Annotated in this window: 22 protein-coding genes and 1 tRNA gene; 14 read left to right on the forward strand and 9 right to left on the reverse strand. The window is 72.8% G+C overall.

Annotation, left to right across the window (positions count from 1 at the left end):
* Positions 1–53: 53 nt before the first annotated feature.
* The 3 genes from ACIGO8_RS19225 (at position 54) to ACIGO8_RS19235 (ending at position 3,403) form a co-directional block, all read left to right on the forward strand.
* Positions 54–1,520 carry an amino acid permease gene (locus tag ACIGO8_RS19225; protein ID WP_399731669.1) on the forward strand — a complete coding sequence of 489 codons (1,467 nt, stop codon included), beginning with the start codon at positions 54–56 and terminating at the stop codon, positions 1,518–1,520.
* Positions 1,521–1,688: 168 nt separating this feature from the next.
* Positions 1,689–2,774: an S-(hydroxymethyl)mycothiol dehydrogenase gene (locus ACIGO8_RS19230; protein ID WP_399731672.1), complete on the forward strand. Its 1,086-nt coding sequence runs from the start codon at positions 1,689–1,691 to the stop codon at positions 2,772–2,774.
* Positions 2,774–3,403 (forward strand): MBL fold metallo-hydrolase, encoded by a 630-nt coding sequence (locus ACIGO8_RS19235; RefSeq protein WP_399731675.1) that lies wholly within the window; start codon positions 2,774–2,776, stop codon positions 3,401–3,403. Before ACIGO8_RS19230 ends, ACIGO8_RS19235 begins: the two co-directional genes overlap by 1 nt.
* On the opposite strand, the gene ACIGO8_RS19240 is transcribed toward ACIGO8_RS19235, so the two are convergent.
* From ACIGO8_RS19240 to ACIGO8_RS19260, 5 genes are all read right to left on the reverse strand, one after another.
* Positions 3,387–4,307: an RluA family pseudouridine synthase gene (locus tag ACIGO8_RS19240; protein WP_399731678.1), complete on the reverse strand. Its 921-nt coding sequence runs from the start codon at positions 4,305–4,307 to the stop codon at positions 3,387–3,389. The genes ACIGO8_RS19235 and ACIGO8_RS19240 overlap by 17 nt on opposite strands.
* A 55-nt stretch (positions 4,308–4,362) precedes the next feature.
* A complete protein-coding gene (locus ACIGO8_RS19245; protein WP_399731680.1) occupies positions 4,363–5,370 on the reverse strand; it encodes an aminoglycoside phosphotransferase family protein in 1,008 nt (335 codons plus the stop codon).
* A complete protein-coding gene (locus ACIGO8_RS19250) occupies positions 5,358–6,365 on the reverse strand; it encodes a phosphotransferase family protein (protein WP_399731683.1) in 1,008 nt (335 codons plus the stop codon). Before ACIGO8_RS19250 ends, ACIGO8_RS19245 begins: the two co-directional genes overlap by 13 nt.
* Positions 6,362–8,881 carry a hypothetical protein gene (locus ACIGO8_RS19255; RefSeq protein WP_399731686.1) on the reverse strand — a complete coding sequence of 840 codons (2,520 nt, stop codon included), beginning with the start codon at positions 8,879–8,881 and terminating at the stop codon, positions 6,362–6,364. The genes ACIGO8_RS19250 and ACIGO8_RS19255 overlap by 4 nt, the downstream gene beginning before the upstream one ends.
* 126 nt (positions 8,882–9,007) lie before the next feature.
* Positions 9,008–9,095, reverse strand: a tRNA-Leu gene (locus ACIGO8_RS19260).
* Positions 9,096–9,303: 208 nt separating this feature from the next.
* On the opposite strand from ACIGO8_RS19260, the gene ACIGO8_RS19265 reads away from it, so the two are divergent.
* The 3 genes from ACIGO8_RS19265 (at position 9,304) to ACIGO8_RS19275 (ending at position 11,963) form a co-directional block, all read left to right on the forward strand.
* A complete protein-coding gene (locus ACIGO8_RS19265) occupies positions 9,304–10,629 on the forward strand; it encodes a M20/M25/M40 family metallo-hydrolase (RefSeq protein WP_399731688.1) in 1,326 nt (441 codons plus the stop codon).
* A 147-nt stretch (positions 10,630–10,776) separates the two neighbouring features.
* The gene (chpH, locus tag ACIGO8_RS19270) at positions 10,777–11,010 is read left to right on the forward strand and encodes a chaplin ChpH (protein ID WP_399731691.1); all 234 of its coding nucleotides are present in this window, start codon (positions 10,777–10,779) and stop codon (positions 11,008–11,010) included.
* 119 nt (positions 11,011–11,129) lie between these two features.
* Complete coding sequence (locus ACIGO8_RS19275) at positions 11,130–11,963, forward strand: chaplin (protein WP_399731694.1); 834 nt, start codon at positions 11,130–11,132, stop codon at positions 11,961–11,963.
* A 63-nt stretch (positions 11,964–12,026) separates the two neighbouring features.
* Here the strand turns inward: ACIGO8_RS19275 and ACIGO8_RS19280 are convergent, their stop codons facing one another.
* Complete coding sequence (locus ACIGO8_RS19280; RefSeq protein WP_384153523.1) at positions 12,027–12,215, reverse strand: DUF5703 family protein; 189 nt, start codon at positions 12,213–12,215, stop codon at positions 12,027–12,029.
* 47 nt (positions 12,216–12,262) lie between these two features.
* Between ACIGO8_RS19280 and ACIGO8_RS19285 the strand changes: the two genes are divergently transcribed.
* Positions 12,263–12,892 (forward strand): hypothetical protein, encoded by a 630-nt coding sequence (locus ACIGO8_RS19285; protein ID WP_399731696.1) that lies wholly within the window; start codon positions 12,263–12,265, stop codon positions 12,890–12,892.
* Positions 12,893–13,114: 222 nt separating this feature from the next.
* Here the strand turns inward: ACIGO8_RS19285 and ACIGO8_RS19290 are convergent, their stop codons facing one another.
* Positions 13,115–15,394, reverse strand: a complete 2,280-nt coding sequence (locus tag ACIGO8_RS19290) for a helix-hairpin-helix domain-containing protein (RefSeq protein WP_399731699.1) — start codon at positions 15,392–15,394, stop codon at positions 13,115–13,117.
* Positions 15,391–16,368: an aldo/keto reductase gene (locus ACIGO8_RS19295; RefSeq protein WP_399731702.1), complete on the reverse strand. Its 978-nt coding sequence runs from the start codon at positions 16,366–16,368 to the stop codon at positions 15,391–15,393. Before ACIGO8_RS19295 ends, ACIGO8_RS19290 begins: the two co-directional genes overlap by 4 nt.
* Positions 16,369–16,624: 256 nt before the next feature.
* On the opposite strand from ACIGO8_RS19295, the gene ACIGO8_RS19300 reads away from it, so the two are divergent.
* Both ACIGO8_RS19300 and ACIGO8_RS19305 read left to right on the forward strand, forming a co-directional pair.
* The gene (locus ACIGO8_RS19300) at positions 16,625–17,674 is read left to right on the forward strand and encodes an LLM class F420-dependent oxidoreductase (RefSeq protein ID WP_399731704.1); all 1,050 of its coding nucleotides are present in this window, start codon (positions 16,625–16,627) and stop codon (positions 17,672–17,674) included.
* A 289-nt stretch (positions 17,675–17,963) separates the two neighbouring features.
* Entirely contained in the window at positions 17,964–18,749 is a 786-nt protein-coding gene (locus tag ACIGO8_RS19305; RefSeq protein WP_399731707.1) for a ferritin-like domain-containing protein, read from the forward strand.
* A gap of 53 nt (positions 18,750–18,802) precedes the next feature.
* Here ACIGO8_RS19305 and ACIGO8_RS19310 read toward each other — a convergent pair whose 3' ends face one another.
* A complete protein-coding gene (locus ACIGO8_RS19310) occupies positions 18,803–19,795 on the reverse strand; it encodes a magnesium and cobalt transport protein CorA (protein WP_399732414.1) in 993 nt (330 codons plus the stop codon).
* 166 nt (positions 19,796–19,961) lie between these two features.
* Between ACIGO8_RS19310 and ACIGO8_RS19315 the strand changes: the two genes are divergently transcribed.
* The 5 genes from ACIGO8_RS19315 (at position 19,962) to ACIGO8_RS19335 (ending at position 26,768) form a co-directional block, all read left to right on the forward strand.
* Positions 19,962–20,678, forward strand: a complete 717-nt coding sequence (locus tag ACIGO8_RS19315; protein ID WP_399731710.1) for a histidine phosphatase family protein — start codon at positions 19,962–19,964, stop codon at positions 20,676–20,678.
* Positions 20,679–20,758: 80 nt separating this feature from the next.
* Positions 20,759–21,349, forward strand: coding sequence for a DUF3090 domain-containing protein (locus ACIGO8_RS19320; protein WP_399731714.1), 591 nt, complete (start codon positions 20,759–20,761; stop codon positions 21,347–21,349).
* Positions 21,313–22,179, forward strand: coding sequence for an SCO1664 family protein (locus ACIGO8_RS19325; RefSeq protein WP_399732416.1), 867 nt, complete (start codon positions 21,313–21,315; stop codon positions 22,177–22,179). The genes ACIGO8_RS19320 and ACIGO8_RS19325 overlap by 37 nt, the downstream gene beginning before the upstream one ends.
* 178 nt (positions 22,180–22,357) lie before the next feature.
* On the forward strand, positions 22,358–23,587 hold the full coding sequence (gene mshC, locus ACIGO8_RS19330) for a cysteine--1-D-myo-inosityl 2-amino-2-deoxy-alpha-D-glucopyranoside ligase (RefSeq protein ID WP_399731717.1): 1,230 nt from the start codon (positions 22,358–22,360) through the stop codon (positions 23,585–23,587).
* Between the two features lie 115 nt (positions 23,588–23,702).
* On the forward strand, positions 23,703–26,768 hold the full coding sequence (locus tag ACIGO8_RS19335; RefSeq protein ID WP_399731720.1) for an NPCBM/NEW2 domain-containing protein: 3,066 nt from the start codon (positions 23,703–23,705) through the stop codon (positions 26,766–26,768).
* Positions 26,769–26,786: the final 18 nt, after the last annotated feature.

Genomic DNA, 26,786 nt, shown 5'->3' on the forward strand with positions numbered 1-26,786 from the left:
GGGCGCGGCCGGGTACCGCACAGACCCTCCCCCTCACGAAGGCGAACAACTCCATGAGTGACCGCATCACTGCGGCCGACCCGCTGTCCGCCAACCCGGCGGCCTCCGGCGCCACGGCGTCCCCCCACATCGACGCCGGCGACGCCGGATACCGCAAGGACCTCAAGTCCCGCCACATCAACATGATCGCCATCGGCGGCGCCATCGGCACCGGCCTGTTCCTCGGCGCCGGCGGCCGCATGGCCAACGCCGGTCCTTCGCTCTTCATCGCGTACGCGGTCTGCGGCGTCTTCGCCTTCTTCGTGGTGAGGGCCCTCGGCGAGCTTGTGCTCTACCGCCCCTCCTCGGGCGCCTTCGTCTCCTACGCCCGTGAGTTCATGGGCGAGAAGGGCGCCTACACGGCCGGCTGGCTCTACTTCCTCAACTGGTCGACCACCGCCGTCGCCGACATCACCGCCGCGGCCACCTACGCCCACTTCTGGTCGATGTTCAGCGACATCCCGCAGTGGATCCTCGCCCTGATCGCCCTCGCGGTCGTGCTCGCCGCCAACCTCATCTCGGTGAAGTACTTCGGCGAGATGGAGTTCTGGTTCGCGATCATCAAGGTCGCCGCCCTGGTCGCCTTCATGCTCGTCGGCATCTTCCTGGTCGTGACCTCGCACGACGTCGGCGGCCACACGCCCGGCCTCGCCAACATCACCGAAAACGGCGGCATCTTCCCGAACGGCGTCATGCCGATGCTCCTGCTCGTCCAGGGCGTCGTCTTCGCCTACGCCTCCGTCGAGCTGTGCGGTGTCGCCGCCGGCGAGACCGAGAACCCCGAGAAGATCATGCCCAAGGCGATCAACTCGATCATGTGGCGCGTCGGCCTCTTCTACGTCGGCTCCGTGATCCTGCTCGCGCTGATCCTCCCGTACACGGCGTACTCCGGCGACCAGAGCCCCTTCGTCACCGTCTTCGACAAGCTGGGCATCCCCGGCGCCGCCGGCGTGATGAACCTCGTCGTGCTCACCGCCGCCCTCTCCAGCCTCAACTCGGGCCTCTACTCCACCGGCCGCATCCTGCGCTCGATGTCCCTGGCCGGCTCCGCGCCCAAGTTCACCGGCGTCATGAACAAGGGCGGCGTGCCCTACGGCGGCATCCTGCTCACCGCGGGCTTCGGCGTCGCCGGTGTCGTCCTCAACTACCTGATGCCGGGCGAGGCCTTCGAGCTGGTCCTGAACTTCGCCTCCATCGGCATCATCGGCACCTGGGCGATGATCATGGTCTGCTCGCTGCTCTTCGTCCGCCGCGCCAAGGAGGGCAAGCTCGTCCGGCCCGCCTACCGCCTGCCCTGGGCTCCGTACACCCAGATCGTGACCCTGCTGTTCCTCGGCTCCGTCCTGGTCCTCATGTGGCTGGACGGCGGCGTCGGCCGCACCACGGTCGCCTGCCTGCCGCTGATCGCGGCCGCCCTGGTCGGCGGCTGGTTCCTGGTCCGCGGCCGGGTCCGCGCCACCGCCGACGCCGCCCGGGACTGACCTCCAGGACCGGCTCCCCTGACTTCCCCCCACGGGAAGAGCGAGACCCCCGCGGGCACGATCCGCGGGGGTCTCGCGTTTTGTCAGGAGAGAGTGGTACGCAAGATCCTTACAGCAGGAACACGGCGCAGATACAGCGCAGATGCTGTCGGAGAAGGGAAGTTCGCGATGCCGCAGCAGGTCCAGGGGGTCGTCGCCCCCGGCAGGAACGAGCCCGTACGGGTCGAGACGATCGTGATCCCCGATCCCGGCCCCGGCGAGGCCGTGGTGAAGATCCAGGCCTGCGGGGTGTGCCACACCGACCTCCACTACAAACAGGGCGGGATCAACGACGACTTCCCCTTCCTCCTCGGTCACGAGGCCGCCGGCATCGTCGAGTCCGTCGGCCCGGGCGTCACCGACGTGACGCCCGGCGACTTCGTCGTCCTCAACTGGCGCGCCGTCTGCGGCCAGTGCCGGGCCTGCCTGCGCGGCCGCCCCTGGTACTGCTTCGCCACCCACAACGCCCGGCAGAAGATGACGCTGACCGACGGTACGGAGCTCTCGCCGGCCCTCGGCATCGGCGCCTTCGCCGAGAAGACCCTCGTCGCCGCCGGCCAGTGCACCAAGGTCGACCCGGCCGTCGCCCCCGAGATCGCGGGCCTGCTCGGCTGCGGCGTGATGGCCGGCATCGGCGCCGCCATCAACACCGGCAACGTCGGCCGCGGCGACTCCGTCGCCGTCATCGGCTGCGGCGGCGTCGGCGACGCGGCAATCGTCGGCTCCCGCCTCGCCGGAGCCGCCCGGATCATCGCCGTCGACATCGACGACCGCAAGCTCGACAAGGCACGCGCCATGGGCGCCACCCACACCGTCAACTCCCGCACCACCGACCCCGTCGAGGCGATCCGGGAACTCACCGGCGGCCACGGCGCCGACGTCGTCATCGAGGCCGTCGGCCACCCCGAGACCTACCGGCAGGCCTTCTACGCCCGCGACCTGGCCGGCACCGTCGTCCTCGTCGGCGTGCCCACACCCGAGATGAAGCTCGAACTCCCGCTCCTCGACGTCTTCGGCCGCGGCGGAGCGCTCAAGTCCTCCTGGTACGGCGACTGCCTGCCCTCCCGGGACTTCCCCATGCTCATCGACCTGCACCAGCAGGGCCGGATCGACCTCGGCGCCTTCGTCACCGAGACCATCGGCCTCGGCGACGTCGAGAAGGCCTTCGCCCGCATGCACGAGGGCGACGTCCTGCGCTCGGTGGTGATCCTCTGATGGCCGCCCGCATCGACCACCTCGTCACCTCCGGCACCTTCAGCCTCGACGGCGGCACCTGGGACGTCGACAACAACGTCTGGATCGTCGGCGACGACAGCGAGGCCCTGGTCATCGACGCCGCCCACGACGCCGACGCGATCCTCGCCGCGCTCGACGGCCGCACCCTGCGCGCCATCGTCTGCACCCACGCCCACGACGACCACATCGACGCGGCCCCGGCCCTCGCCGCCGCCACCGGCGCCCGGATCCTGCTCCACCCCGCCGACCAGCCGCTGTGGAAGCTCACCCACCCCGACCACACGCCCGACGGGGACCTCGCCGACGGCCAGGTCCTCACCATCGCGGGCACCGACCTGCGCGTCCTGCACACGCCCGGCCACGCACCCGGCGCGGTCAGCCTGTACGCGCCCGACCTCGGCACCGTCTTCACCGGCGACACCCTCTTCCAGGGCGGCCCCGGCGCGACGGGCCGGTCCTACTCCGACTTCCCGACCATCATCGACTCCATCCGGGACAGGCTCCTCACCCTCCCGCCGGACACCGTCGTCCGCACCGGCCACGGCCCGACCACCACGATCGGCGCGGAGGCCCCGCACCTTCAGGAGTGGATCAGCCGAGGCCGGTGAGCGGCCGCCGGCTCAGGAAGCTGCGCGGCTCGCCCGTGAGCGGGTCGGTGAACTCCAGCGACCGCGCGAGCAGTTGCAGCGGCCGCCCGTAGTCCTCCGGCCCGTCCTCCCGGACCGCCGGGTAGAGCGGATCGTTCAGGATCGGCAGCCCGAGCGCGTTCATGTGCACCCGCAGCTGATGGGTCCGCCCGGTCACCGGCACCAGCCGGTACCGGGCGAGCCCGCCCGCGTGGGCGAGCAGCTCGACCCGGCTCTCGGCGTTCGGCTCGCCCGGCACCTCCCGGGCCGCCAGCACGCCCCGCTCCTTCTCGATCCGGCTCCGCACCGTCACCGGCAGCGCCACGCCCGGGTCGTACGGCGCCACCGCCTCGTACGCCTTGCTCACCCGCCGGTCCCGGAACAGCGTCTGATACGCGCCCCGGTCCTCCGGCCGCACCACGAACAGCACCAGCCCCGCCGTCAGCCGGTCCAGCCGGTGCGCCGGCTGCAACGTGGGCAGCTCCAGCTCCCGCCGCAACCGCGCGAGCGCCGTCTCCGTCACATGCCGGCCCCGCGGCATCGTCGCCAGGAAGTGCGGCTTGTCCGCCACCACCACCCGCTCGTCCCGGTACACCACCCGCACCTCGAACGGCACCCGCTCCTCCACCGGAAAGTCCCGGTGGAACCACAGATCCCGCCCCGCCTCGTACGGCTCGTCCCACTCCAGGGCCCGCCCATCCGCCCCGACGAACCGCCCCTCCCGCACCATCTCCTCGACCCGCCCCACCCCGACGGCCCCGCCGTACCGCCCCACCAGATACTCCCGCACGGTCCCGCCCACCCCCTCGGGCAACCGCACCCGCACGGCATCGATCCCGTCCCGCTGCGGCAGCGGAGATACGGGGGCCTTGGTTCTGCGTCTCACCTCACCACCGTAACGAGCCGACCCGCCCGCTCCGGCCTCCGCCCCCGCCCAGCCCCTACCCCTCGGAACCCAGCCACCGGACCGCGGCGCGCTCGATCTCCTCGACGGCGGGCGGTGCCCCGCCACCCCAGTGCGGGGCGCCGCGCAGGAGCTTGTCCCGGAGCTCGTCCGCCAGCCGCGTGCGCTCGGTGCCCGTCGAAGCCCGGGCGATACGGCGTCCCCAGCGGACGGTGTCCACCACCGCGGACTTCATCCGCTCATAGGCGGAGTAGTACTCGACGCCCTCCCACCAGCCCACCCGGCAGTCCTGCGGCGCCACCCGCTGCCAGCCCGCCAGGACCCGGTCGCGGTCCGCCATGGAGTACGCGGTCTTGTGGAGGTGATCGGCCAGGTCGTACACCGGATCGCCCCACAGGGCGAGCTCCCAGTCGAGGAAGACGACCTCCGCCGCCTCGGTCAGGATCATGTTCTTGCGGTGGATGTCCGCGTGCAGCAGCCGGAAGGGCCGCGCGGAGAGCTCCGCCGCCCGCTCGGCCAGCTGCCGGCACGGGTCGGCCGGCACTCCCAGCTCCTGGTACAGCCCCTCCAGCGCCGCGTCCGCCCGCCCGCGGATCTCGCGTACTCCGTCGAGCAGCCGCAGCGCGAACGCCGCCGTGTCCCCGTTCGCCGGCCAGTGGGAGGGCACGGCGGGAAGGGCGGTGTCCGGGACGCTCAGCATCTCGCCGAACAGCCGCTCCACGGCGCCGACGACCGCCGCCGGCACCCGAGTCCCGATGCCCGGCGCGAGGTCGTCGACCAGGCGGCCCTCGACGAACTCATGTATCTGGAACGGTGGATCGGCGTGCGCGTGCAGCAGCCGCGGCGCGCTGGAGACGTACGGCCGGATCGCCTCGAGGACGGCCGTCTCCGCCCAGAGCGTGAGGTCCATGGGCTCGGCACCGGGCCCGGGCGTGCGCACGAGCACAGGGCCCGCGTCCGTGTCGACCCGGACGTTGTGGTGGTAGAAGCCGGCCAGGGATCCCTCGTGCGCGCGGGCCTTCTCGTACAGAGCTAGGGCGTCCATGACTCTCTCTCTACCCACGGCGCCAGAATCCGTGCGACCCGATCCCGGGTCATCTCCGGCGATTCACCCCAAACGGCCCGGGCCACGTTGAGCTTGCGAGCGAGCCGGTCCATCAGATGGTCACGCTCCGCGGGACCGGCGCCGGCGAGCTGCTTGGAGTAGCGGACCGTGTCGACGATCGCCGACTTGATCCGCTCATGGGCGAGATACAGCTCGAGGTCCGCCGCGGGGCCCGCCGTGCAAGCGGCCGGAAGGCGCTCCCGCCACCGCCGCAGCACCTCGGCCCGCTGCTCCTCCGGATAGTCCATCTTGTTGAAGTGGATGGCGAGTTCGTAGACCGGATCGCCCCACAGGGCCAGTTCCCAGTCGAGGAACCAGGTCACCCCGTCCGCGACGATCATGTTCTTGCGGTGCAGGTCCGAATGCAGCACCACGAAGGGACGCGACACGAGCGTGTCCCAGCGCGGCTCCACGACCGCGAGCGGCTCGGCCGGAATCCCGAAGGCCTCGAACACCGCCGCGTACTCGCACCGGTGGGTGTCGTACACCAGCTGCGTCAGCGCCGCGAGACGCCGGCCGAACCCCGCGCCGTCACCGGACTCCGGCCAGTCGGCGGGCAGCGGCGGGGTCTTCTCCCGCGGAATGCGTGCCAGCTGCTCCATCAGCGTCACCACGTCGCCGATCACATGCGCCGGAACGGCGCTGCCCCGGGGCGAGAAGCCGTCCAGCACCCGCCCTTCGACGAAGTGGTGCACCTGGAAGCGGGGATCGGCCGACACGTGGCGCAGTCCGGGTGCCCGGCCGACGTACGCGGCGACGCAGGACAGCACCTCCTCCTCGCGCCACACCCGCACATCCATGGTGTCCGCCGCCTCCAGCGGGATGCGGACGTTGACCCTCCCCTCACCGGTGAGCACTCCCACGTTGCGGTTGTAGTAGCCGGCCGCCGACTCGCCGGATCCCAGCGCCCGCTCGTACAGAGCCAGCCAGTTCATGCGTTCTCCTCGAGGAACATCGACAGGACCGCGTCCATCCGGTCCTGCAGCTCGGCCGGCGAACCGAGCGGCCGGACGGTGGGGCGCGCCCGGTCCGCGAGGGCCGTCAGCTCCTCGCCGCCGAGGCCGAGGCGCTCGGCCGCGTTCCGGATCGCCAGGATCAGCGACGGATAGACCTCGCACGCCTCGAACTCGCGGGCCGCGTGCAGCAGCAGCCCACTCGCCTCTGCCCGCTCGCCCTGCCGGTACAGAAGGAAGGCCCGGAACATGTCGGCCCGCGCCCGCCCCGACCGGTAGCCCGCCCGGTCCAGGGCCGCGTTGGCGCTGAGATACGAGGAGGTGGCCCGTTCGTACTGCCCGAGCCGGGTCTGCGCCATGGCCATGGCCGTGAAGGCCTTGCCGATCTCGTGCTGCGCGCCGATGTCGCGCTGCACCTCCAGAGCCGAGGCCGCCGCCTCCACGGCGGCCGCCGGGTCCGTGAACGCGTACAGCTCGGCCTGGTTGGTCCGGACGTTCGCCAGGCCGATGACCGCCTGCGCCGTCCGGTACTCGGCCTCCGCCTCGGCGAGGAGCCGCGCCGCGCTGTCGAAGTCCATCAGGAACCGGTGCCCGAGGTGCATCAGCCGCTTGAGATCGCCGCGGATCACCGCGTCGTCCGGCGCGCAGATCCCGTACACCTCCTCCGCGAGCGCGAAGGCGCTGCGGAAGTCGCCCTGCCACATGCGGATGTCCGCCACGCAGAAACCGGCCGCCGCCCGTGCCGCCCCGTCGTGCTCCTCCCAGACCCGCTCGAAGATCGAGGCCGCCAGGGTGCTCTCTCCCGCGATGCGCCGGGCATTGGCGCCCGCGAGCGCCAGCCGGGCGGAGACCGGCGAGCGCACCGGCCGGTCGAGGCACGGCGTGAGCTCGATCGCGCCCGCCGCGTCGCCCTGGTCGAGCCGCGCCTCCGCCTCCAGGCAGTCCGCGGCGTCGCGCAGGTCGGCCGCCCCGTCCCGGCCTTCTCCGGTGGGCTCGTCCCCGTCCGCGCCGGCCGCCGCGAGATGGTCCCGCAGGTCCTTCACGATGCCGTCGACCGACTGCCGGCCGTGCAGCACGACCGCCCGGTCCGCGTGCCGGTGGATCTGCTCCGGCGTGATGTCCGCGGCGTGCAGCCCGTGGTACACCGCCTCGCGCAGCGGCGAGAGCCGCGCCAGGCCGGTACTCCTCGCCGGTCCGCGCTCCATCCGGTCGGCCAGCTCCTCCCAGTGCGTCCGCAGGGCGGCGTGGACGTGCCGCTTGACGGCGGGGGAGAGGTGCCGCTGCAGCGCCCCGATCATCAGCTGGTGCAGCCGGAACCAGCCCTCGGGCAGCGGATAGGCGAACGAGTAGGCCGTGAGCGACTCCCAGGTCAGCAGGTTGGCCGGCAGGTCGAAGGTCCGGCCGACCGCCTGGAAGACGCCGAAGTCGAAGGTCCGCGCCACGCTCAGCAGCTCCAGGATCCGCACCTCGTCGGGCGCGACGTGCTGCAGGAACCGCTGGACGATCTCCTCCGAGGTCCCGGTGTGGCCGGGCCGGGACGCGTTCTGCAGATGGGTGTCGACCGCCAGGTGCAGATAGAACGGCACTCCCGCGCTGGCCTCGGCGATCGAACGCTGCCGCGGGATCTCCGTGATCCCGGCCTGGGCGAGCAGGTCGAGCCGCGCCGCCATGGGCAGCCCGTCGATGTCCGAGCGCCGGATCACCGACGCCCATTCCGGGTCGTACGCCGCCCAGCGCAGCGCCTCGCGGCTGGCGAGCACCGTGAGCCCGCCGTGCAGCTGGCCGAGCAGGTCGCGCAGCCACGCGTCCGAGCCGTAGGCCCGCCCACCGGGCAGCGGCGTCGGCACCAGGGCCTCGTACGCGTCCACGTACACGACGTACGGCCGCTCCGCCGCCGACGCCCGCAGCTCCTCCGCGAACAGGTACGACACCGCGTGCCCGAGATCGGCGTTGCTCAGGCTGTCGAGCTCGTGCAGCGTGGGATCGGCCTCGATCCGCTGCCGCCGCTTGCGGTTCTTGATCGCGCGCCCCGTCAGCCGGACTAGGCCGGCCGCGGTGCCGAAGACCGGCAGCCCCATCGCGTCGTCGAGGATCTTGGAGAGGATCTCGCTCTCCTCGGCGAACGGCGTCGTCTTCGGGTTCAGCTGCAGCTGGGGATGGACCCGTTGCCACAACACCGCGTAGGCGATGTCGAAGCGGTCGAACTGCACGCCCTGGGCGCCGAACTCCACGCGGAGCACCGCGAGCGCGTCCTCCTGCTGCCGCATGGTCGGCAGCTGAAGGTCCAGGCGCGCCGTCCGGTACGTGTCGGGCGTGCGGTTGCGTAACTCCTGGAGCAGCCGGGACTTGCCGATACCGCCGACTCCTACGACGTTCAGGATCCGCGGGCGGTCCCCGACGGCCTCCAGCTCCTCGTCGTAGGCCTCGAGGATTCCCTCCCGGTTGAAGAACTGCCGCTGCAGAGCCGAAACCCGTCGGTACTGCGGCCTGATGGGCATGGTGACCTCCCCCACGTCGCCGTCCACGTGCGAGGGGCAGGCTAGCCGGATCCTCGAACCGCTGAAAGGCTTCCCCGCCGGCACCCGGACATACGGAAAGACCCCACGTGAAGTGGGGTCTTTCGCTGGTGTCCGAGGGGGGACTTGAACCCCCACGCCCGATAAAGGGCACTAGCACCTCAAGCTAGCGCGTCTGCCATTCCGCCACCCGGACAAGGTGTCTGTCTTCCTGGCCGCTGGGCCGTTCCGACGAGGAAAACCATAGCAAACATTCGAGGTGGTCGATCACCACCCCCTTCCCGGTCTCGGCATGTGACAGCAGCGTGTCGGTCGACGGACGCCCTTGGGCGGCGGGCGGGGCGCGCGGGAGGATGGGGGAGATCAGCAGCAGACATGTGGGGCACGTAGTGGGAGGAAGCAGCGTGAGCGAGTCGAACACCGGCCGGGGCGTCACGGGCGAGGACGAGGTCGTCGACCTGTGTCGTGACCTCATCCGCATCGACACCAGCAACTACGGCGACCACTCCGGCCCGGGCGAGCGGGCCGCGGCGGAGTACGTGGCGGAGAAGCTCGCGGAGGTCGGGCTCGAGCCGAAGATCATCGAGTCGCACAAGGGGCGGGCCTCCACCGTCGCCCGGATCGAGGGCGAGGACCCGTCGCGGCCCGCCCTGCTCATCCACGGCCACACCGACGTGGTGCCGGCCAACGCCGAGGACTGGACCCACCACCCCTTCTCCGGCGAGGTCGCCGACGGGTGCGTCTGGGGCCGCGGCGCCGTCGACATGAAGGACATGGACGCGATGACCCTCGCGGTCGTCCGCGACCGGCTGCGCAGCGGCCGCAAGCCGCCGCGCGACATCGTCCTCGCCTTCCTCGCCGACGAGGAGGCCGGCGGCACCTACGGCGCCCGGCACCTCGTCGACCACCACCGCGACCTCTTCGAGGGCGTCACGGAGGCGATCGGCGAGGTCGGCGGCTTCTCCTTCACCGTCAACGAGAACCTGCGGCTCTATCTGGTCGAGACGGCCCAGAAGGGCATGCACTGGATGCGGCTGACCGTCGAGGGTACGGCCGGGCACGGCTCGATGACCAACGACGACAACGCCATCACCGAGCTGTGCGAGGCGGTCGGCCGGCTCGGCCGCCACCAGTGGCCGGTGCGCGTCACCAAGACCGTACGGTCCTTCCTCGACGAACTCTCGGACGCGCTGGGCACGCCGCTCGACCCGGAGGACATGGAGGCCACGCTCGCCAAGCTCGGCGGCATCGCCAAGATGGTCGGCGCCACCCTGCGCAACTCCGCCGCCCCGACCATGCTCGGCGCCGGCTACAAGGTGAACGTCATTCCCGGTCAGGCCACCGCGCACGTCGACGGCCGCTTCCTGCCCGGTTACGAGGAGGAGTTCCTGGCCGACCTCGACCGCATCCTCGGCCCGCGCGTGAAGCGCGAGGACGTGCACGGCGACAAGGCCCTGGAGACCAGCTTCGACGGCGCCCTGGTCGACGCGATGCAGCTGGCCCTGCGCGCCGAGGACCCGATCGCCCGGGCCGTGCCGTACATGCTCTCCGGCGGCACCGACGCCAAGTCCTTCGACGACCTCGGCATCCGCTGCTTCGGCTTCGCGCCGCTCCAGCTGCCGCCGGAGCTGGACTTCGCCGGCATGTTCCACGGCGTCGACGAGCGGGTGCCGGTGGACGGCCTGAAGTTCGGTGTGCGGGTCCTCGACCGGTTCATCGACGCCTGCTGAGTCTCCTGGGCGCCGCCGGATTCGACCGCCCGTCCCTGAATGACCGGAAAGAGTGAATGCGCTAAAGGTCTCGTAGCCCCCCAGGTTCCTCCTCGTTACAGGTGGTGCGGTCCGCGGCTGGGGCCGCATTGCCAACAAGGAGGAATAATGATCAAGAAGGTCGTCGCTGCTGCGGCTGCCACCGGCGGTCTCGTTCTCGCGGGTGCGGGCATGGCCGTTGCCGACTCGGGTGCCCAGGGTGCCGCCATCGGCTCGCCCGGCGTGCTCTCGGGCAACGTCGTCCAGGTGCCGATCCACATCCCCGTGAACGCCTGCGGCAACACGGTCTCCGTGATCGGCCTGCTGAACCCCGCCTTCGGCAACACCTGCGTCAACGCCTGACGTTGTGCCTCGACCCCTGAGGGTCTGAGCCAAGGCCGGCCCCGGAGTGCGTGCCATGCACTCCGGGGCCGGTGGTCATTTCTCGCGAGCCGAGCAGGCAGGGAAGCAGGTCAACAGCAATGCGACAGGTCACACGCATCACCCGTATCACCCGTAAGGGCCTCGTCACCGTGGCCGCGGCGGGCGGCGTCATCGCCCTCGGCGGCGGCTACGCGTACGCCGACGCGGGCGCCGGCGGTACGGCGTCCCACTCGCCGGGCGTCGCGTCCGGCAACAACGTCCAGGTCCCGGTCCACGCACCGGTCAACGTCTGCGGCAACACCGTGAACGTCATCGGCCTGATGAACCCGGTGTCGGGCACCTCGTGCGTCAACAAGGGCGGTTCCGGCGGTTACGGCGACGAGGGCGGCCACGGCGGCTCCGGCTCCTCGGCCGGCGGCCACACCTCCGACTCGCCGGGCGTCGGCTCCGGCAACAACGTGCAGGTGCCGATCGACGCGCCGGTCAACGTCTGCGGCAACAACGTCACGGGCATCGGCCTCGGCAACGCCGTCGGCAACAACGACTGCGCGAACGGCGTCGAGCCGACGCACCCGGGCCACCCGGGAGAGCCGGGGAACCCCGGAAACCCGGGCAACCCGGGCAATCCCGGTAATCCAGGGAACCCTGGCAATCCGGGGAATCCCGGAAACCCTGGGACTCCGGGCAACCCCGGTAACCCCGGCACGCCCGGCCACCCCGGCGGCCCGGGCAACGACGGCGGGAACCCGGGCACGCCGCCCGGTGCCCCGCACGGCCCGAACACGCCCGGTACGCACACCGTCACGCAGAACCGGCCCGGCGAGGAACTCGCGAGCACCGGCGCGGGCGCGCTCGGGATCGCCGTTCCCGTCGGCGCCGGCATGCTGCTCGCCGGCTCCGTGATCTACCGCCGGGCCCGCCGCAGCGCCTGACCGCGCGGCACTGCGTGCCCGGAAACCGAAGGGGCCCCGCACGCGCGGGGCCCCTTCCTCGTCTCACCAGGTGGCGCGGATCTGACGGATGATGCGCCGGCGCAGCCGCACCCTGCGGCTGCCGTCCCGGCGCAGGCTCAGTCGGTCCAACTCCCAGTGTCCGTACTCGGCATGGTCGGTCAGAAGCCGCGTCGCCTCCTTGCGGGAGACGCCTCGCGGCACGTACACGTCGACAAATTCGTATTCCGGCATCGCATCTATTGTGCGGCCAAGGCCCCGGTACGGATAGCGTCTGTCCTATGTCTGATGCTGCGCAGCCCACCGCTGCCGAGGTACGTGCCGCCGCCGAGGCGGTCAAAGCCGCACTGGACCGTCACCTCGCGGCGGTCGAACGCCGCACCGGGGACGACGACCCGGCCGTCTACGAGGCCTTCAACGCGCTGGCCGCGGCGGCGGAGGCGTACGACGAGGCCCTCTACGACCGGTACGACGAGGTCACGCCCTTCGAGATCCCGGGCGCCGACGACTCCCTGCCACCGTACGCGGGGCCGGAGGAGCCGCACGCCGTGAGCGTGCTGATCCGCCGGGACTACGCCGTGGTGGAGCCGCAGCGACTCATCGCCCAGGCCCGGCGCGTCACGGATCTGGAGCGCGACGACGAGGCCGGGACGACCCACGCGGCACTCGGTGTCCTCTTCGGCGAGTACGAACCTGACGAAATCGCTTCCCGTCACAAGGAATTCGGCCTGGAGGAGGGCGACTCCACGCTCTGGGTCGAGGCCGCCGACGAGCTGCCGGAACCAGGTGAGTGGCTGCCCGCGCCCTTCGACCACGCCGACCCGGAGCGGATCGTCTGCCGCTTCGACATCAGCGCCGTCTTCGACGACGAGGCCGAGGAGGAGCTGGAGGAGCAGGTCCGCCGGGCCTGAAGGGCCGGACGGCCCCGCGAGGATCCAGGTCCGGCGCCGCGCCGGGCCTCAGGGGCGCCCTTCCCACGTGACACCGGGAAAGGCGCCCCTTCGTGCGCGTACGGAGGCGTACGAAGCTGGGCCGGGTCCTTGCCGGGTCCGGGAAGTGCCGCCTGGCCATCGGGCAGCCGGCGCCGGTTTCCGGACCCGGCCGGGGACGAGGCTCAGACCGAGCCCTTGAGCCTAGGCCTCGTCCTCCTCCTGGGAGAACAGGGCCTCCAGGAGCGGTCGCAGCCGAGTCGTGCGCGGCTTGTCCCGGCCCTCGGCCACGGTGCGCGGCAGGGCCTGGTCCACGCCGTGGACGACCGAGAGATGGCGCTCCGCCCGCCCGAACGCCGTGTACACCCACGCCCGGCTCAGACCGCCGGCCGCGTCCCCGGGCAGCACCACGACCGCGGCCGGCCAGCGCGCCCCGGCCGCCTGGTGCGCGGTCAGCGCCCAGCCGTGCCGCAGCGCGGACTCGACCCGCTCCTTCGCCACGACGACCCGCTCGCCGCCGCAGTCCAGGTGCAGGCCTTCGCCGTCGGCCGAGACGACCGTGCCGGTGACCGTACGGCCAGGGGCGGGGGAGTGGGCCACGCGGTCGCCCGGGTCGTAGCCGCCGAAGCGGCCCGGGCCCGGGTTGAGGCGCTCCTTGAGGGCCGCGTTGAGCGCGCGGGTGCCGGCCGAGCCGCCGTGGCCGACCGTGATCACCTGGGTGTGCCCGGCCGGCACACCGAACGCGCGCGGGATCGAGTCGGCCACGAGCTGCACCGTACGGTGCACCGCCTCGCCGGCGTCCCGGACGGGGACGATCACGATCTCCTTGCCGGGAGCCTCCACCTGGTTCAGCTCGCCGGCGCCGATGCCCGAGACCAGCTCGCCGATAGGGCCCGGGTCGGGCGTGCGGGAGGCGATCTGCGGAGCGACCCGGGCCGCGAGCAGGTCGGCGAAGACCTGGCCGGGGCCGGCCGAGCCGAGCACGTACGGGTCGCCGCTGAGCACCAGACGGCAGCCGTCGGGCAGCGCCTCGACCAGGGCGGCGGCGCTCTCCACGTCGAGCTGCGGCGCGTCCAGGACCACGAGCAGGTCCAGGGCGAGGGCGCCCTCGGCGTCCCGGCCCGGTCCCGCCGCGCCGGACAGCAGCCGGGCCACCGGCAGCGCGCCGTCGCGGGCGGTGTGCGCCGCGAGCGCGACCCGCAGGCCCCGCGCGCGGGCGGCCTCGGCCAGCGCGGCCGGCTCGGCCCGGGCGGCCTCGCCGCCGGTGTGCAGGACGACGCCGTGCGTCCCGGCCGCGCGGGCGAGCTCGGGACCGTCCCACTCGGCCGCCTCGACGGTACGGATCAGGCGCGCGAGCCCGTCGGCGAGGCTCTCCTCCGCGAGCGCGTACCGCTCGAGGCCCAGCATCACCGGCACCTCGGGACGCTGCCGCGCCTGGGGCCCGGCCGCCGTGTCGCCGTCGCCTGAGCCCTCGTCCCCGTCCTCGGGCTCTTCCGCCTCGTCCTCGTCCTCCTGGAAGACGAGGACGGCGGCTTCCGAGATCGCCAGGTCGACGGCCTTGTCCGGCTCGGGCACCGACAGCTTGGCGAGCCCGTCCCGTACGGCTCCGACCTCCAGGGCCGTGTGTCCCTTCAGCGCCGCCTGCTCCAGGAGCCAGGCGGTCAGGGCGACCGCCCGGCGCGGGTCGGCGGGTCCGCACTGCGCGCCGAGCAGTGCCCGCGCGAAGCCGTCCCCCTGCTCGGCGCGCACGCCGGGCACCGCGAGCAGCTGCCACGGGTCGTCCTCCAGGGCGCGTGCGGCGCCCTCGCCGAGCACGGCCGCCACCTGCCCGGCGAGCGCCTCGGGGGCTCCGCCACGGGCGAGGACCTGCCGCACGGACGCCGTCGTCTCCGCCGTCACCACGGGTGCGGCGGGCGCCGGTGGGCGCACGGTCGTCTCCGGGGCCGGTCGCCGCGGCGCGGGCGGCTCCTCGCGCGGGACCGCGACCGTGACCGGCTTGGCGCCGCTCTCCACGGCGCGTACCGCCGCGAGCAGTTCGGCGGCCGTCCCGCTCAGCTTCCCGCCCGCGGAGACGGGTCCGCCGCGCTCGGCCTTCCGCCGCTCGATCCGATCCCGCAGCTCCCGCTGCGCGGCCAGCTCGGCCTGCGCCTCGGACATCTCGCCCGCCGCACCCTCGCCCTCGGACCCGCCCTCGTCCTCGGACGCGCCCTCGGTCTCGGACCCGCCGGTGCCGGCGGCCGCGTCGCCGTCACCGTCGCCGTCGGAAGCGGCGGCCGCGTCGTCGTCCGCCGGGGCCACGGCCTCGTCCGCCGGGGCCTCGGGGGCCTCGGCCGGCTCCTCGGCCTCTGCGGACGGGCGGTGGTCTCCGGAGGTCTCGTCGCCGACCGGGGTGCCGTCCGTGGGTGCCCCGGCGTCCTCGCCCGCCGAGGCGGAGGCGTCGGCCGGGGTGGCCGGGGTCGCGGGGTGGCCGGAAGGCTCGGTCACAAGGTGCTCCAGTCGTGATCCGGATAGCGGTGGACGGGCGCCGACACGTCGTCGAGGGCCCGGCAGATCTCGTCAGGAAGACTAAGGGTCTCCACTGACAACGCGGCCGTGAGCTGCTGCGCGTTGCGCGCGCCGATGATCGGGGCGGTCACGCCGGGGCGGTCGCGCACCCACGCGAGGGCGACCTGGAGCGGAGTGGTGGCGAGACCGTCCGCCGCCGTGCTGACCGCGTCCACGATCCGGCTCGCCGTCTCGTCCAGATACGGCTCCACGAAGGGCGCCAGCGCCTCCGAGCCGCCGCGTGAGTCCGTCGGCGTGCCGTGCCGGTACTTGCCTGTGAGGACACCGCGGCCGAGCGGCGAGGAGGGCAGCAGTCCTATGCCGAGGTCCAGCGCGGCCGGCAGCACCTCCCGCTCGACGCCCCGCTGGAGCAGCGAGTACTCCATCTGCGTCCCGGCGAGCCGGGTCCGCTCGCCGCCGAGCTGCCAGGTGCCGGCCTTGGCCAGCTGCCAGCCGCAGAAGTTCGACACGCCGACGTAGCGGGCCCGGCCGCTGCTGACCGCGATGTCGAGGGCCTGCAGTGACTCCTCCAACGGCGTGTACGGGTCGAAGGCGTGCAGCTGCCAGAGGTCGACGTGGTCCGTGCCGAGGCGGGCGAGCGAGTCGTCGAGCGCGGCGAGCAGGTGCCCGCGCGAGCCGTCCGTGCGCCGGTCCGGGTCGGGCACGCTGCCCGCCTTGGTCGAGAGCACCAGGTCCTGCCGCGGCACCAGGCGGTCCATGAGCCGCCCGAGCAGATACTCCGCCTCGCCGCCTCCGTACACGTCCGCGGTGTCCACGAGTGTGCCGCCGGCGTCCCAGAACGCCTTCAACTGCTCGGCGGCGTCGTGCTCGTCGGTGTCCCGGCCCCAGGTGAGGGTGCCGAGCCCGAGCCGGGACACGCGCAGGCCGGTACGTCCGAGATGCCTCTGCTCCATGGGCGCGAGATTACTGGCCACGGCACCACGCGGAGAGAGCCTGTGGACAACCTGTCCACAGGCCGGCGCCCGCCCCGCACCCGGCCGGGCCTCCCGGCCGCTCCGACGACCGCGCTCCCGCCGCTCCGCCGGCCGGGCGCGGCGCTCCGCCGGCCGCTCCCGCGACCGCGCTGCCCGTCGGCTCCTGACGAATCGCGGGACCGCGCGCTAGAGTCCCGACCACAGGGACGTTACCGATGGGTAAGGGGTACGTGGCATGCGGCTCGGCATCAACCTCGGCTACTGGGGCGCGGGCATGGACGGCGACAACCTCGCCGTGGCGCAGGAGGCGGACCGCCTCGGCTACGACGTCTGCTGGGCGGCGGAGGCGTACGGCTCCGACGCCCCGACCGTGCTCTCCTGGGTCGCCGCCAAGACCGAGCGGATCGACGTCGGCTCGGCCATCATGCAGATCCCGGCCCGCCAGCCCGCGATGACGGCGATGACCGCCGCCACCCTCGACTCGCTCTCCGGCGGCCGCTTCCGGCTCGGCCTCGGCGTCTCGGGACCGCAGGTCTCCGAGGGCTGGTACGGCGTCAAGTTCGACAAGCCGCTGGCCCGCACCCGCGAGTACGTCGAGATCGTCCGCAAGGCCATGTCCCGCGAGCGCCTCACCTTCCAGGGCGAGCACTGGACGCTGCCGCTGCCGGACGGCCCGGGCAAGCCGATCAAGCTCACGGTCCACCCGACCCGCCCGCACATCCCGCTCTACATCGCCGCCATCGGCCCCAAGAACCTGGAGCAGACCGGCGAGATCGCCGACGGCGCCCTGCTGATCTTCCCGGCCGCCGAGCACCTGGAGGAGACGGCGCTGCGCCATCTGCGCGCGGGCCGCGAGAAGGCCGGGCTCACCATGGAGGGCTTCGACGTCCACCCGACCCTGCCGCTCGCCCTCGGCGACGACATCGACGCGCTCGCCGACGTCTTCCGCCCCTACACCGCCCTCTACGTCGGCGGCATGGGCAGCCGCAAGCAGAACTTCTACAACCAGCTCGCCCAGCGCATGGGCTACGAGAAGGCCGCCGCCGAGATCCAGGAGAAGTACCTGGCGGGCGACAAGGACGGCGCCGCCGCGGCCGTACCGCGCCAGCTGATCGACCAGACGACCCTGCTCGGCTCCGTCGACCGCATCGCCGACCGCATGAAGGCCTACGCGGCGGCCGGCGTCACCACCCTGACCCTCGCCCCGGCCGGCTTCACCCTGGACGAGCGGCTCGCGGCGCTGCGGGCCGGGGTGGAGGCCCTGGAGCGGGCCGGGCTCGCGTAGCGCGGCCCGGGAGGAAGTCTGCGGCCGTGGTGGGGGCTCGGGGGTCTTCCCCGCCACGGCCGTCACGCAGCACAACGCGTGAACGCCCCCGGAGTTACGCGCCCCGCCCCGCCGTCCCCGCCCGCCTCGCCCGCAGCCCCGCCTCGTCCACGGCCCGCCCGGCGCCCCGCCCGCCGCGGCCGCCTCGTGCCCGTCGCCCGCCGTACGTCGTTCGGCCCAGCGTCGCCGCCCTCCTGTTGCCCGCCTCGCCGCGGCGCACTTGACTCGAACTCCACGGGAGGTGGCAGCCATGCTGACGGCCAAGAACCTGTTCCAGGAAATCATCGACAACGACGAGTCCTTCCAGCTCTTCTGCTCCATCGCCGCCAGTGGCGAGGCGCAGGGCGGCTGGGAGAACGGCCGGATCGCGGCGCTCGTCGCCCCCGGCATGCGGGACATGGCGCCGAAGATCACCCGGCACGGCGCCGACGAGGACAAGCACGGCCGGATCTTCAACGCCCTGCTCAAGAAGCGAGGGCTCGAACCCGTTCCCGTACCGCCCGAGACCGACTACACGATGCTGCTCGAACAGCACGGGATCGGCCTCGCCCACGACAAGCTCCGCCGCGAAGAGCCGCTGACCGAGAAGGACATCGTCGTCTACCTCAGCCACAGCCGGGTCACCGAGCAGCGGGCCGCCGACCAGATGGACATGCTGGTCAAGTACTTCGGGGACCACCCGGAGCTGGGCAAGGCCATCCACATGATCGACAACGACGAGGCCAACCACCTCGCCTACTGCCACGAGGAGCTGCTGCGCCTCAACCACGAGGGGCACGGCCGGCTCATCCAGCGCACCCTGCGGGAGTCCGCGCTCGCCGAGATCAAGATCTACCGGGACGTCAGCCTCGCCGTGATGAGCCACATGGGCCGCATCCTGCGCTGGCCCCGGGCCAAGGGCGCCGCCCTCGCCGCCGGCATCAACGCCATGTACGCGTACGAGCGCCTCGCCGGCTGGCACCGGATGGTGGACCTCAAGATGCCCGAGCGCCGCGACGCCCTCGGCGGCCCGGCGACCCCGGCTCCCGCCTTCTGAAGGCCCCCGCCTTCTGAGCGGGCTGCCTCTCCGCCTCCCGTGCGCGAGCGCCGCTACATCCAGCCGCGGCGCTTGAACAGCCGGTAGAGGCCCACGACGCACCCGGCCATCAGCAGGATCACCGCCGGGTACGACCACACCCAATGCAGCTCCGGCATGTGGTCGAAGTTCATGCCGTAGATCCCCGCGACCATCGTGGGAACCGCGGCCATGGCGGCCCACGCGGAGATCTTGCGCATGTCGTCGTTCTGCCGGACGCCCATCTGCGCCAGATGCGCCGACAGGACGTCCGACAGCAGCCGGTCCAGGCCCTCCACCTGCTCGTTGGCGCGCAGCAGATGGTCGTTGACGTCCCGGAAGAACGGCATCGAGCGTTCGTGCACGAAGGGCACCGCGCCCGTCGCGAGCCGGCCCATGGGGCCGGCCAGCGGACTGCTCGCCCGGCGGAACTCCAGGACCTGGCGCTTCGCCGTGTAGATCCGCTCCGCCGTCCGCCCGGGATTGCTCCGGGCCGGTGCGAACACGTCCGCCTCCAGCTCCTCCAGGTCGACCTGGAGCTCGCCGGCCACGTCGATGTAGTGGTCCACGACCGCGTCGCTGATCGCGTAGAGCACCGACGTGGGCCCGTGCTTCAGGAGCTCGGGATCGGCCTCCAGGCGCTGCCGTACGGCCGCGAGCGGCGCGCCCTCGCCGTGCCGTACGGTCACCACGAACGAGTCGCCGATGAACACCATCAGCTCGCCCGACGTGACCCGGTCGCTCTCCGGCTCGTACACCACCGGCTTGAGCACGACGAACAGCGAGTCGTCGTAGACCTCCAGCTTGGGCCGCTGGTGCGCCTTCAGGGCGTCCTCGACGGCCAGCGGGTGCAGCGCGAACTCCGCGGAGACATGGTCGAACTCGGCCTCCGTGGGCTCGTGGAGGCCCACCCACAGGAAGGCGTCCCCGGTCGCCCGCGCCTCGTCGAGGGCGTCCGACAGGTCGGCGGGGCCGTCCGTCCTGCGCCCGTCCCGGTAGATGGCTGAGTCCACGATCACGGACCGTATTGTTCCCCGCATCGCCCGCTCCACGCACCCGACGCCGAGCCCGCCCGCGCGTCCGCTCCACGCACCCGAGGTCGAGCCCGCCCGCGCACCCGCCCCGCCCGCTCCCCGCACCCGGCGCCGAGCCCGCCCCGGCCTGATCGACGAGACACCGCCTAGGCTGGCCGACATGGTCACCCTGATCCTCGTACGGCACGGGCGGTCCACCGCCAACACCTCCGGCGTGCTCGCCGGGCGGACGCCGGGAGTCGCGCTCGACGAGCGCGGCGCCGCCCAGGCCGCCGCGCTGCCCGGGCGCCTCGCCGGGGTGCCGCTCGCCGCGGTCGTCTCCAGCCCGCTGCAGCGCTGCCAGGAGACCGTACGGCCGCTGCTCGACGCCCGGCCGGGGCTCTCGCTGCACACCGACGAGCGGATCAGCGAGTGCGACTACGGCGACTGGTCGGGCCGCAAGCTCGCCGAACTCATGGACGAGCCGCTCATGGAGGTCGTCCAGGCCCACGCCTCGGCCGCCGCCTTCCCCGGCGGCGAGTCGATGCGCGCCATGCAGGCCCGCGCCGTGGACGCCGTACGCGACTGGAACGCCCGCGTCGAGGCCGAGCACGGCGAGGACGCCGTCTACGCCATGTGCTCGCACGGCGACATCATCAAGGCCCTCGTCGCCGACGCCCTCGGCCTGCACCTCGACCTCTTCCAGCGCATCCAGGTCGACCCGTGCTCCGTCACCGTCGTCCGCTACACGCGCCTGAGGCCGTTCCTCGTACGGCTGGGCGACACCGGCGACCTGGCCGCCCTCGCACCGCGCGAGTCGGCCGGGAACGGCGGCGCGGCCCCGGCCGGCGCCGACAGCGGGGCCGCGGAGGTCGGGGGCGGTGCGGGCGCACCGTGATCGCTCCGCGCAGTAGGGTGGACGCGCCGCTGTAAAACCAGTCCGCAGCACCACAGTCGAGACCCAAGGGAGTCGGGAACGTGTCCCGTCAGGTGTTCCTCTACGACCCACCGGAGCGTTTCGTGGCCGGCACGGTCGGGCTGCCTGGCCGCCGTACGTTCTTCCTTCAGGCGTCCGCGGGCGGCCGGGTCACCAGTGTCGCCCTGGAGAAGACGCAGGTCGCGGCCCTCGCCGAGCGGATCGACGAACTCCTCGACGAGGTGGTGCGCCGCACCGGCGGCAACGCGCCGGTGCCCGCGGTCGCGCCCGCCGAGGTCGCGGACACCGCTCCTCTCGACACGCCCGTGGAGGAGGAGTTCCGGGTCGGCACCATGGCGCTCGCCTGGGACGGCGAGGAGCAGCGCATGATCGTCGAGGCGCAGGCGCTCGTCGAGCTCGACGTGGAGTCCGAGGAGGACCTCGCCGAGGCCGAGGAGCGGCTGCTGCAGGACGAGGAGAACGGCCCGCCGATGCTGCGGGTCCGGCTGACCGGCGCCCAGGCCCGGGCCTTCGCCAAGCGCGCCCTGGACGTGGTCAACGCCGGCCGCCCGCCGTGCCCGCTGTGCAGCCTGCCGCTGGACCCCGAGGGCCATGTCTGCCCGCGCCAGAACGGATACCGTCGCGGCGCATGAGCGGTGACGTGACCCGGGAGCGGAAGCGTACGACGCTCGATCTGCTCGCCGAGGGGGAGCTGACCGTGCGCGGGCAGGTCCGCGAGGCGTCCAACGCGGTGCTGTTCTGCTCCGTCGCCCGTGCGGGCGAGGAGGTGGCCTGCGTCTACAAGCCGGTCGCCGGCGAGCGCCCGCTGTGGGACTTCCCCGACGGCACCCTCGCCCAGCGCGAGGTGGCCGCCTTCGAGCTGTCCGAGGCCACCGGCTGGGACCTGGTGCCGCCGACCGTGCTGCGCGACGGGCCGTACGGCGAGGGCATGGTCCAGCTGTGGGTGGAGGCGGACCCGTCGGAGCCGCTGCTCGCCCTCGTCGAGGACGAGGAGGCCGGCGAGGGCTGGAAGGCCGGCGAGGGCTGGAAGGCCGTGGGGCCCGCCCAGGTCGCCGAGGACCGCACGGCGCTGCTCGTGCACGCCGACAGCCCGCAGCTGCGCCGGCTGGCCGTCCTGGACGCCGTCATCAACAACGGTGACCGCAAGGGCGGCCATCTGCTGCCCGTGGCGGGCGGTCACCTCTACGGCATCGACCACGGCGTGTCCTTCCACGTGGAGGACAAGCTGCGCACGCTGTTGTGGGGCTGGGCGGGTGAGGAGCTCACGGAGGAGGCCGTCCGTGTGCTCGCCGCGCTGGACGCGCGCCTCGCTCCCGGCACCCGTCTGGCCGAACGGCTCGCCGGGCTGCTGACGGCCGCCGAGGTGGACGCGCTGCGCGAGCGGGTGGCCGGGCTGCGCAGGACCGGGCGGCATCCCGTACCGTCGGGGCAGTGGCCGGCGATTCCGTGGCCGCCCGTGTGACGACGGGCCGTTCGGCGGCCGGGTCCGGCCGTCCGGCGACGGTTTTCGGCCAACTTCCCTAGGTGACGGAACACCCCCTGGGGGTATGCACAATCCGTCTCGCCTCGCAAGACCGCCTCATCGGCCAAGATCTGGGTGCGGTTCGTATCCGGAACACCTGTCCGGTTACGCTCGGGGCATGCATGCCTGGCCCGCTTCTGAGGTCCCCGCCCTGCCCGGCAAGGGCCGCGACCTCCGGATTCACGACACCGCGACCGGTGGACGAGTGACCCTCGACCCCGGCCCCGTCGCCCGCCTCTACGTCTGCGGCATCACGCCCTACGACGCGACCCACATGGGTCACGCGGCGACCTACAACGCGTTCGACCTCGTTCAGCGCGTGTGGCTCGACACCAAGCGGCAGGTTCACTACGTCCAGAACGTGACCGACGTGGACGACCCGCTGCTCGAGCGGGCCGTCCGGGACGGGATCGACTGGGTCGGCCTCGCCGAGCGCGAGACCGCGCTGTTCCGCGAGGACATGACCGCGCTGCGCATGCTGCCCCCGCAGCACTACATCGGCGCGGTCGAGGCCATACCGGGCATCGTCCCGCTCGTCGAGCGGCTGCGCGACTCCGGCGCCGCCTACGAACTCGACGGCGACATCTACTTCTCGGTCGAGGCCGACCCGCACTTCGGGCAGGTCTCGCACTACGACACCGAGCTGATGCGACACCTGTCCGGCGAGCGCGGCGGCGACCCGGACCGCCCGGGCAAGAAGAACCCGCTCGACCCGATGCTGTGGATGGCCGCCCGCGAGGGCGAGCCCAGCTGGGACGGTGGCACCCTCGGCCCCGGCCGCCCGGGCTGGCACATCGAGTGCGTCGCCATCGCCCTCGACCACCTCGGCATGGGCTTCGACGTACAGGGCGGCGGCTCCGACCTGATCTTCCCGCACCACGAGATGGGCGCCTCGCACGCCCAGGCGCTCACCGGCGAGTTCCCCATGGCCCGGGCCTACGTCCACGCCGGCATGGTCGCCCTGAACGGCGAGAAGATGTCCAAGTCCAAGGGCAACCTGGTCTTCGTCTCCACGCTCCGCAGGGAGGGCGTCGACCCGGCCGCCATCCGGCTCGCGCTGCTCTCGCACCACTACCGGGCCGACTGGGAGTGGACCGACGACGTCCTGCGGGACGCCGTCGAGCGGCTCGGCCGCTGGCGCGCCGCCGTCTCGCGCCCCGACGGTCCGTCCGCGGACGCGCTCGTCGAGGAGATCCGCGAGGCGCTGGCCGACGACCTGGACGCCCCGGCCGCGCTGGCCGCGGTCGACCGCTGGACCGAGCTCCAGGCCGTCGAAGGCGGCACCGACGAGTCCGCTCCCGGCCTCGTCTCCCGCGCCGTCGACGCGCTCCTGGGCGTCGCCCTCTAGCGACACCGCCGCGCGACTCCCGCACCCACAGCCGCCCTTGGACTTCTCCGCGAAGTCCAAGGGCGGTTTCCGTTTTGCCCTACCGCTGCGCTCGATTCTGCGCTAAATAGGCCCCATGCAATCATCAATGCGCATGAGAGCTGCAGTCGCAGGCACACTCCTCGGCCTGCTCACCGCCTTCGCCGGACCCGGCGGCAGCGCCGCGGCCGATCCCGCCGACCAGCCCGACACCACCGTCGGGGCCGTCACCGGCTTCGCCGCCGACGGAGCCGTCTACCGGCTCACCGCCGGCCACAGCGAGGCCCGGGTCAGCTTCGTGTCCGACGAGACCTTCCGCATCGAACTCGCCCCCGACGGGAAGTTCACCGACCCGACCGGCCAGGACGTGGTCCTGCCGCAGGGCCCGCCGCCCGCCACCCGGTGGACCGACCGTGGCGACGCCTACGAACTCAGCACCTCCCAGGTGACCCTGCGCGCCTACAAGTCCCCGCTGCGCTTCGCCGCCGTCCGCGCCGACGGCAGCCTCCTGTGGTCCGAGACCCAGGGCCTCACCTGGAACCAGGACCGCACCGTCCAGACCCTGGCCCGCGGCGCCGACGAGCAGTTCTACGGCGCCGGCATGCAGAACGGCCGCGGCAACACCTCGCACCGCGGCAAGACCGTCGAGGTCGGCGTCGACTACAACTGGAACGACGGAGGCCACCCCAACTCCGTCCCGTTCTACCTCTCCTCCGCCGGTTACGGCGTCTACCGCAACACCTACGCGCCGGGCACCTACACCTTCGGCGAGCCGGTGACCACCACCGCCCGCGAACGGCGCTTCGACGCCTACTACTTCGCCGGCAGCGGCAAGGACGCCCTCAAGGACGTCATCGGCCAGTACACCAAGCTCACCGGCAAGCCCTTCATGCCGCCCGTCTACGGCCTGGAGATCGGCGACGCCGACTGCTACCTCCACAACGCCAACCGCGGCGAACGCCACACCCTCGACGCGCTGAAGGTCGCCGACGGCTACGTCCAGCACGACATGCCCAACGGCTGGATGCTCGTCAACGACGGCTACGGCTGCGGCTACGAGAACCTCGCCGAGACCGCCCAGGGCCTTCGGCAGCGCGGCACCCAGCTCGGCCTGTGGACCGAGGACGGCATCGACCGGCTCGGCGAGCAGGTGAAGGCCGGCCAGCGGGTCGCCAAGCTCGACGTCGCCTGGGTCGGCGACGGCTACAAGTTCGCGCTCGACGGCTGCAAGGACGCCTACGCCGGCATCGAGGCCAACAGCGACGCCCGCGGCTTCACCTGGGCGCCCGAGAGCTGGGCGGGCGCCCAGCGCTGCGGCGTCCAGTGGTCCGGCGACCAGTCCGGAAGCTGGGAGTACATCCGCTGGCAGATCCCCACCTACGCCGGCGCCTCGATGTCCGGACTCGCCTACACCACCGGCGACGTCGACGGCATCTTCGGCGGCAGCCCCAAGACGTACACCCGTGACCTGCAGTGGAAGATGTTCCTCCCGGTCACCATGACGATGGACGGCTGGGCGGCCCAGGACAAGCAGCCCTTCCGGTACGGCGAGCCGTACACCTCGATCAACCGCGCCTCCCTCAAGCTCCACGAGGCGCTGCTGCCGTACCTCTACTCGCACGCCCACCAGGCCACGCGGACCGGCGTCGGCGTCGCCCGGCCGCTCGCCCTCGAGTACCCCGACGACCCGGTGGCGGCCACCGACGCCGCCACGTACGAGTTCCTCAGCGGCCAGGACTTCCTCGTGGCCCCGGTCTACAGGGACGCGGTGGAGCGCGACGGCATCTACCTGCCGAAGGGCACCTGGATCGACTACTGGAACGGGCGCACCTACGAGGGCCCCGTCACCCTCGACGACTACAGCGCCCCGCTCGACACCCTGCCCCTGTTCGTCCGCGCCGGCGCCGCCGTCCCCATGTGGCCCGGCGGCATCCGCTCGTACACCGACCGCAGGCCGGGCGACCCGATCGCCTGGGACATCTACCCGCAGGGCCGGTCCTCCTTCGAGCTGTACGAGGACGACGGCGTCACCCGCGAGCACCGCGCCGGCCGGTACGCCACCCAGCTCGCCGAGGTGGGGGCGCCGCAGCGCGGAGCGGGCGACGTGACCGTGCGGATCGGCGCGAGCAACGGCGACTACACCGGCAAGCCCGCGGCCCGGCCGTACCGCTTCACCGTCCACACCGGCGACGCGCCCGGCGGCGTGACGCTGGGCGGCCGCGCGCTGCCCCGCTTCACCTCGAAGGCCGCCTTCGAGGCCGCCGGGCAGGGCTGGTGGTACGACCGCGACGACCGCGGCGGAGTGGTGCAGGTCAAGACCGGCGCCCAGCCCACCGACCGCGCCTTCGGCCTCGTGCTCGCCGGCACCAGCGCCGTCGGCGGAGCCGCACCGGGAGCCGGCGCCACCACGACCGCGCCCGCCGGCCAGGAACTGGGCGCCGGCGTGCCCGGCACGGTGGCCGTCGACGTCACCGCCGGCACCAAGGACGCCACCGGCGTCGAGGTCGCGCTGAACGCCCCGGCCGGCTGGCAGGTCGCCCCGGCCGCCCCGATCGCCCGCATACCGGCCGGCACCACCCGGCGGGTCGAGGTCGCCGTGACGCCGGCCCGGGACGCCGCTCCCGGCGAGGCCGTGCTCACCGCGTCCGTCCGCCACCGGGCGGCGGGAGCCGACCGCACCGCGACCCAGCGGTTCGCCGTCGGCGTGATGCCGCCGCCGCCGACCGCGCCGGCCTGGGCGAGCGATCTCGTCTGGCTGAAAGCGACCAACGGCTGGGGCCCGCCCGAACGCGACCGCTCCAACGGCGAGTCGGGCGCCGCGGACGGCCGGACCCTCACCCTGGCCGGCACCACCTACGCCAAGGGCATCGGCGCCCACGCCGACTCCGACATCGAGGTCTACCTCGGCGGCCGCTGCACCGCCTTCACCGCCGACGTCGGCATCGACGACGAGATCAACGGCTACGGCGACGTGGCCTTCTCCGTCGAGGCGGACGGCAAGGTGCTCTGGACCTCGCCGCGGCTGACCGGAGCCTCGGCGACCCTCCCGGTGGACGTCGACGTGACCGGCGCCCGCCATGTCCACCTGAAGGTCACCGACACCAACGGCTCCAAGAGCGGCGACCACGCGGACTGGGCGAATTCCCGGTTCCGGTGCGCGTGACGCGAACGGCCTGATCGA

The sequence above is a fragment of the Streptomyces sp. NPDC053493 genome (assembly GCF_044544825.1).
Taxonomy (GTDB): domain Bacteria; phylum Actinomycetota; class Actinomycetes; order Streptomycetales; family Streptomycetaceae; genus Streptomyces.

Coding starts and splice junctions, on each gene's coding strand:
- ACIGO8_RS19225 (WP_399731669.1), top strand. CDS start 54: ATGAGTGACCGCATCACTGCGGCCGACCCGCTGTCCGCCAACCCGGCG.
- ACIGO8_RS19230 (WP_399731672.1), top strand. CDS start 1,689: ATGCCGCAGCAGGTCCAGGGGGTCGTCGCCCCCGGCAGGAACGAGCCC.
- ACIGO8_RS19235 (WP_399731675.1), top strand. CDS start 2,774: ATGGCCGCCCGCATCGACCACCTCGTCACCTCCGGCACCTTCAGCCTC.
- ACIGO8_RS19245 (WP_399731680.1), bottom strand. CDS start 5,370: ATGGACGCCCTAGCTCTGTACGAGAAGGCCCGCGCGCACGAGGGATCC.
- ACIGO8_RS19250 (WP_399731683.1), bottom strand. CDS start 6,365: ATGAACTGGCTGGCTCTGTACGAGCGGGCGCTGGGATCCGGCGAGTCG.
- ACIGO8_RS19255 (WP_399731686.1), bottom strand. CDS start 8,881: ATGCCCATCAGGCCGCAGTACCGACGGGTTTCGGCTCTGCAGCGGCAG.
- chpH (WP_399731691.1), top strand. CDS start 10,777: ATGATCAAGAAGGTCGTCGCTGCTGCGGCTGCCACCGGCGGTCTCGTT.
- ACIGO8_RS19275 (WP_399731694.1), top strand. CDS start 11,130: ATGCGACAGGTCACACGCATCACCCGTATCACCCGTAAGGGCCTCGTC.
- ACIGO8_RS19280 (WP_384153523.1), bottom strand. CDS start 12,215: ATGCCGGAATACGAATTTGTCGACGTGTACGTGCCGCGAGGCGTCTCC.
- ACIGO8_RS19285 (WP_399731696.1), top strand. CDS start 12,263: ATGTCTGATGCTGCGCAGCCCACCGCTGCCGAGGTACGTGCCGCCGCC.
- ACIGO8_RS19295 (WP_399731702.1), bottom strand. CDS start 16,368: ATGGAGCAGAGGCATCTCGGACGTACCGGCCTGCGCGTGTCCCGGCTC.
- ACIGO8_RS19300 (WP_399731704.1), top strand. CDS start 16,625: ATGCGGCTCGGCATCAACCTCGGCTACTGGGGCGCGGGCATGGACGGC.
- ACIGO8_RS19305 (WP_399731707.1), top strand. CDS start 17,964: ATGCTGACGGCCAAGAACCTGTTCCAGGAAATCATCGACAACGACGAG.
- ACIGO8_RS19315 (WP_399731710.1), top strand. CDS start 19,962: ATGGTCACCCTGATCCTCGTACGGCACGGGCGGTCCACCGCCAACACC.
- mshC (WP_399731717.1), top strand. CDS start 22,358: ATGCATGCCTGGCCCGCTTCTGAGGTCCCCGCCCTGCCCGGCAAGGGC.
- ACIGO8_RS19335 (WP_399731720.1), top strand. CDS start 23,703: ATGCAATCATCAATGCGCATGAGAGCTGCAGTCGCAGGCACACTCCTC.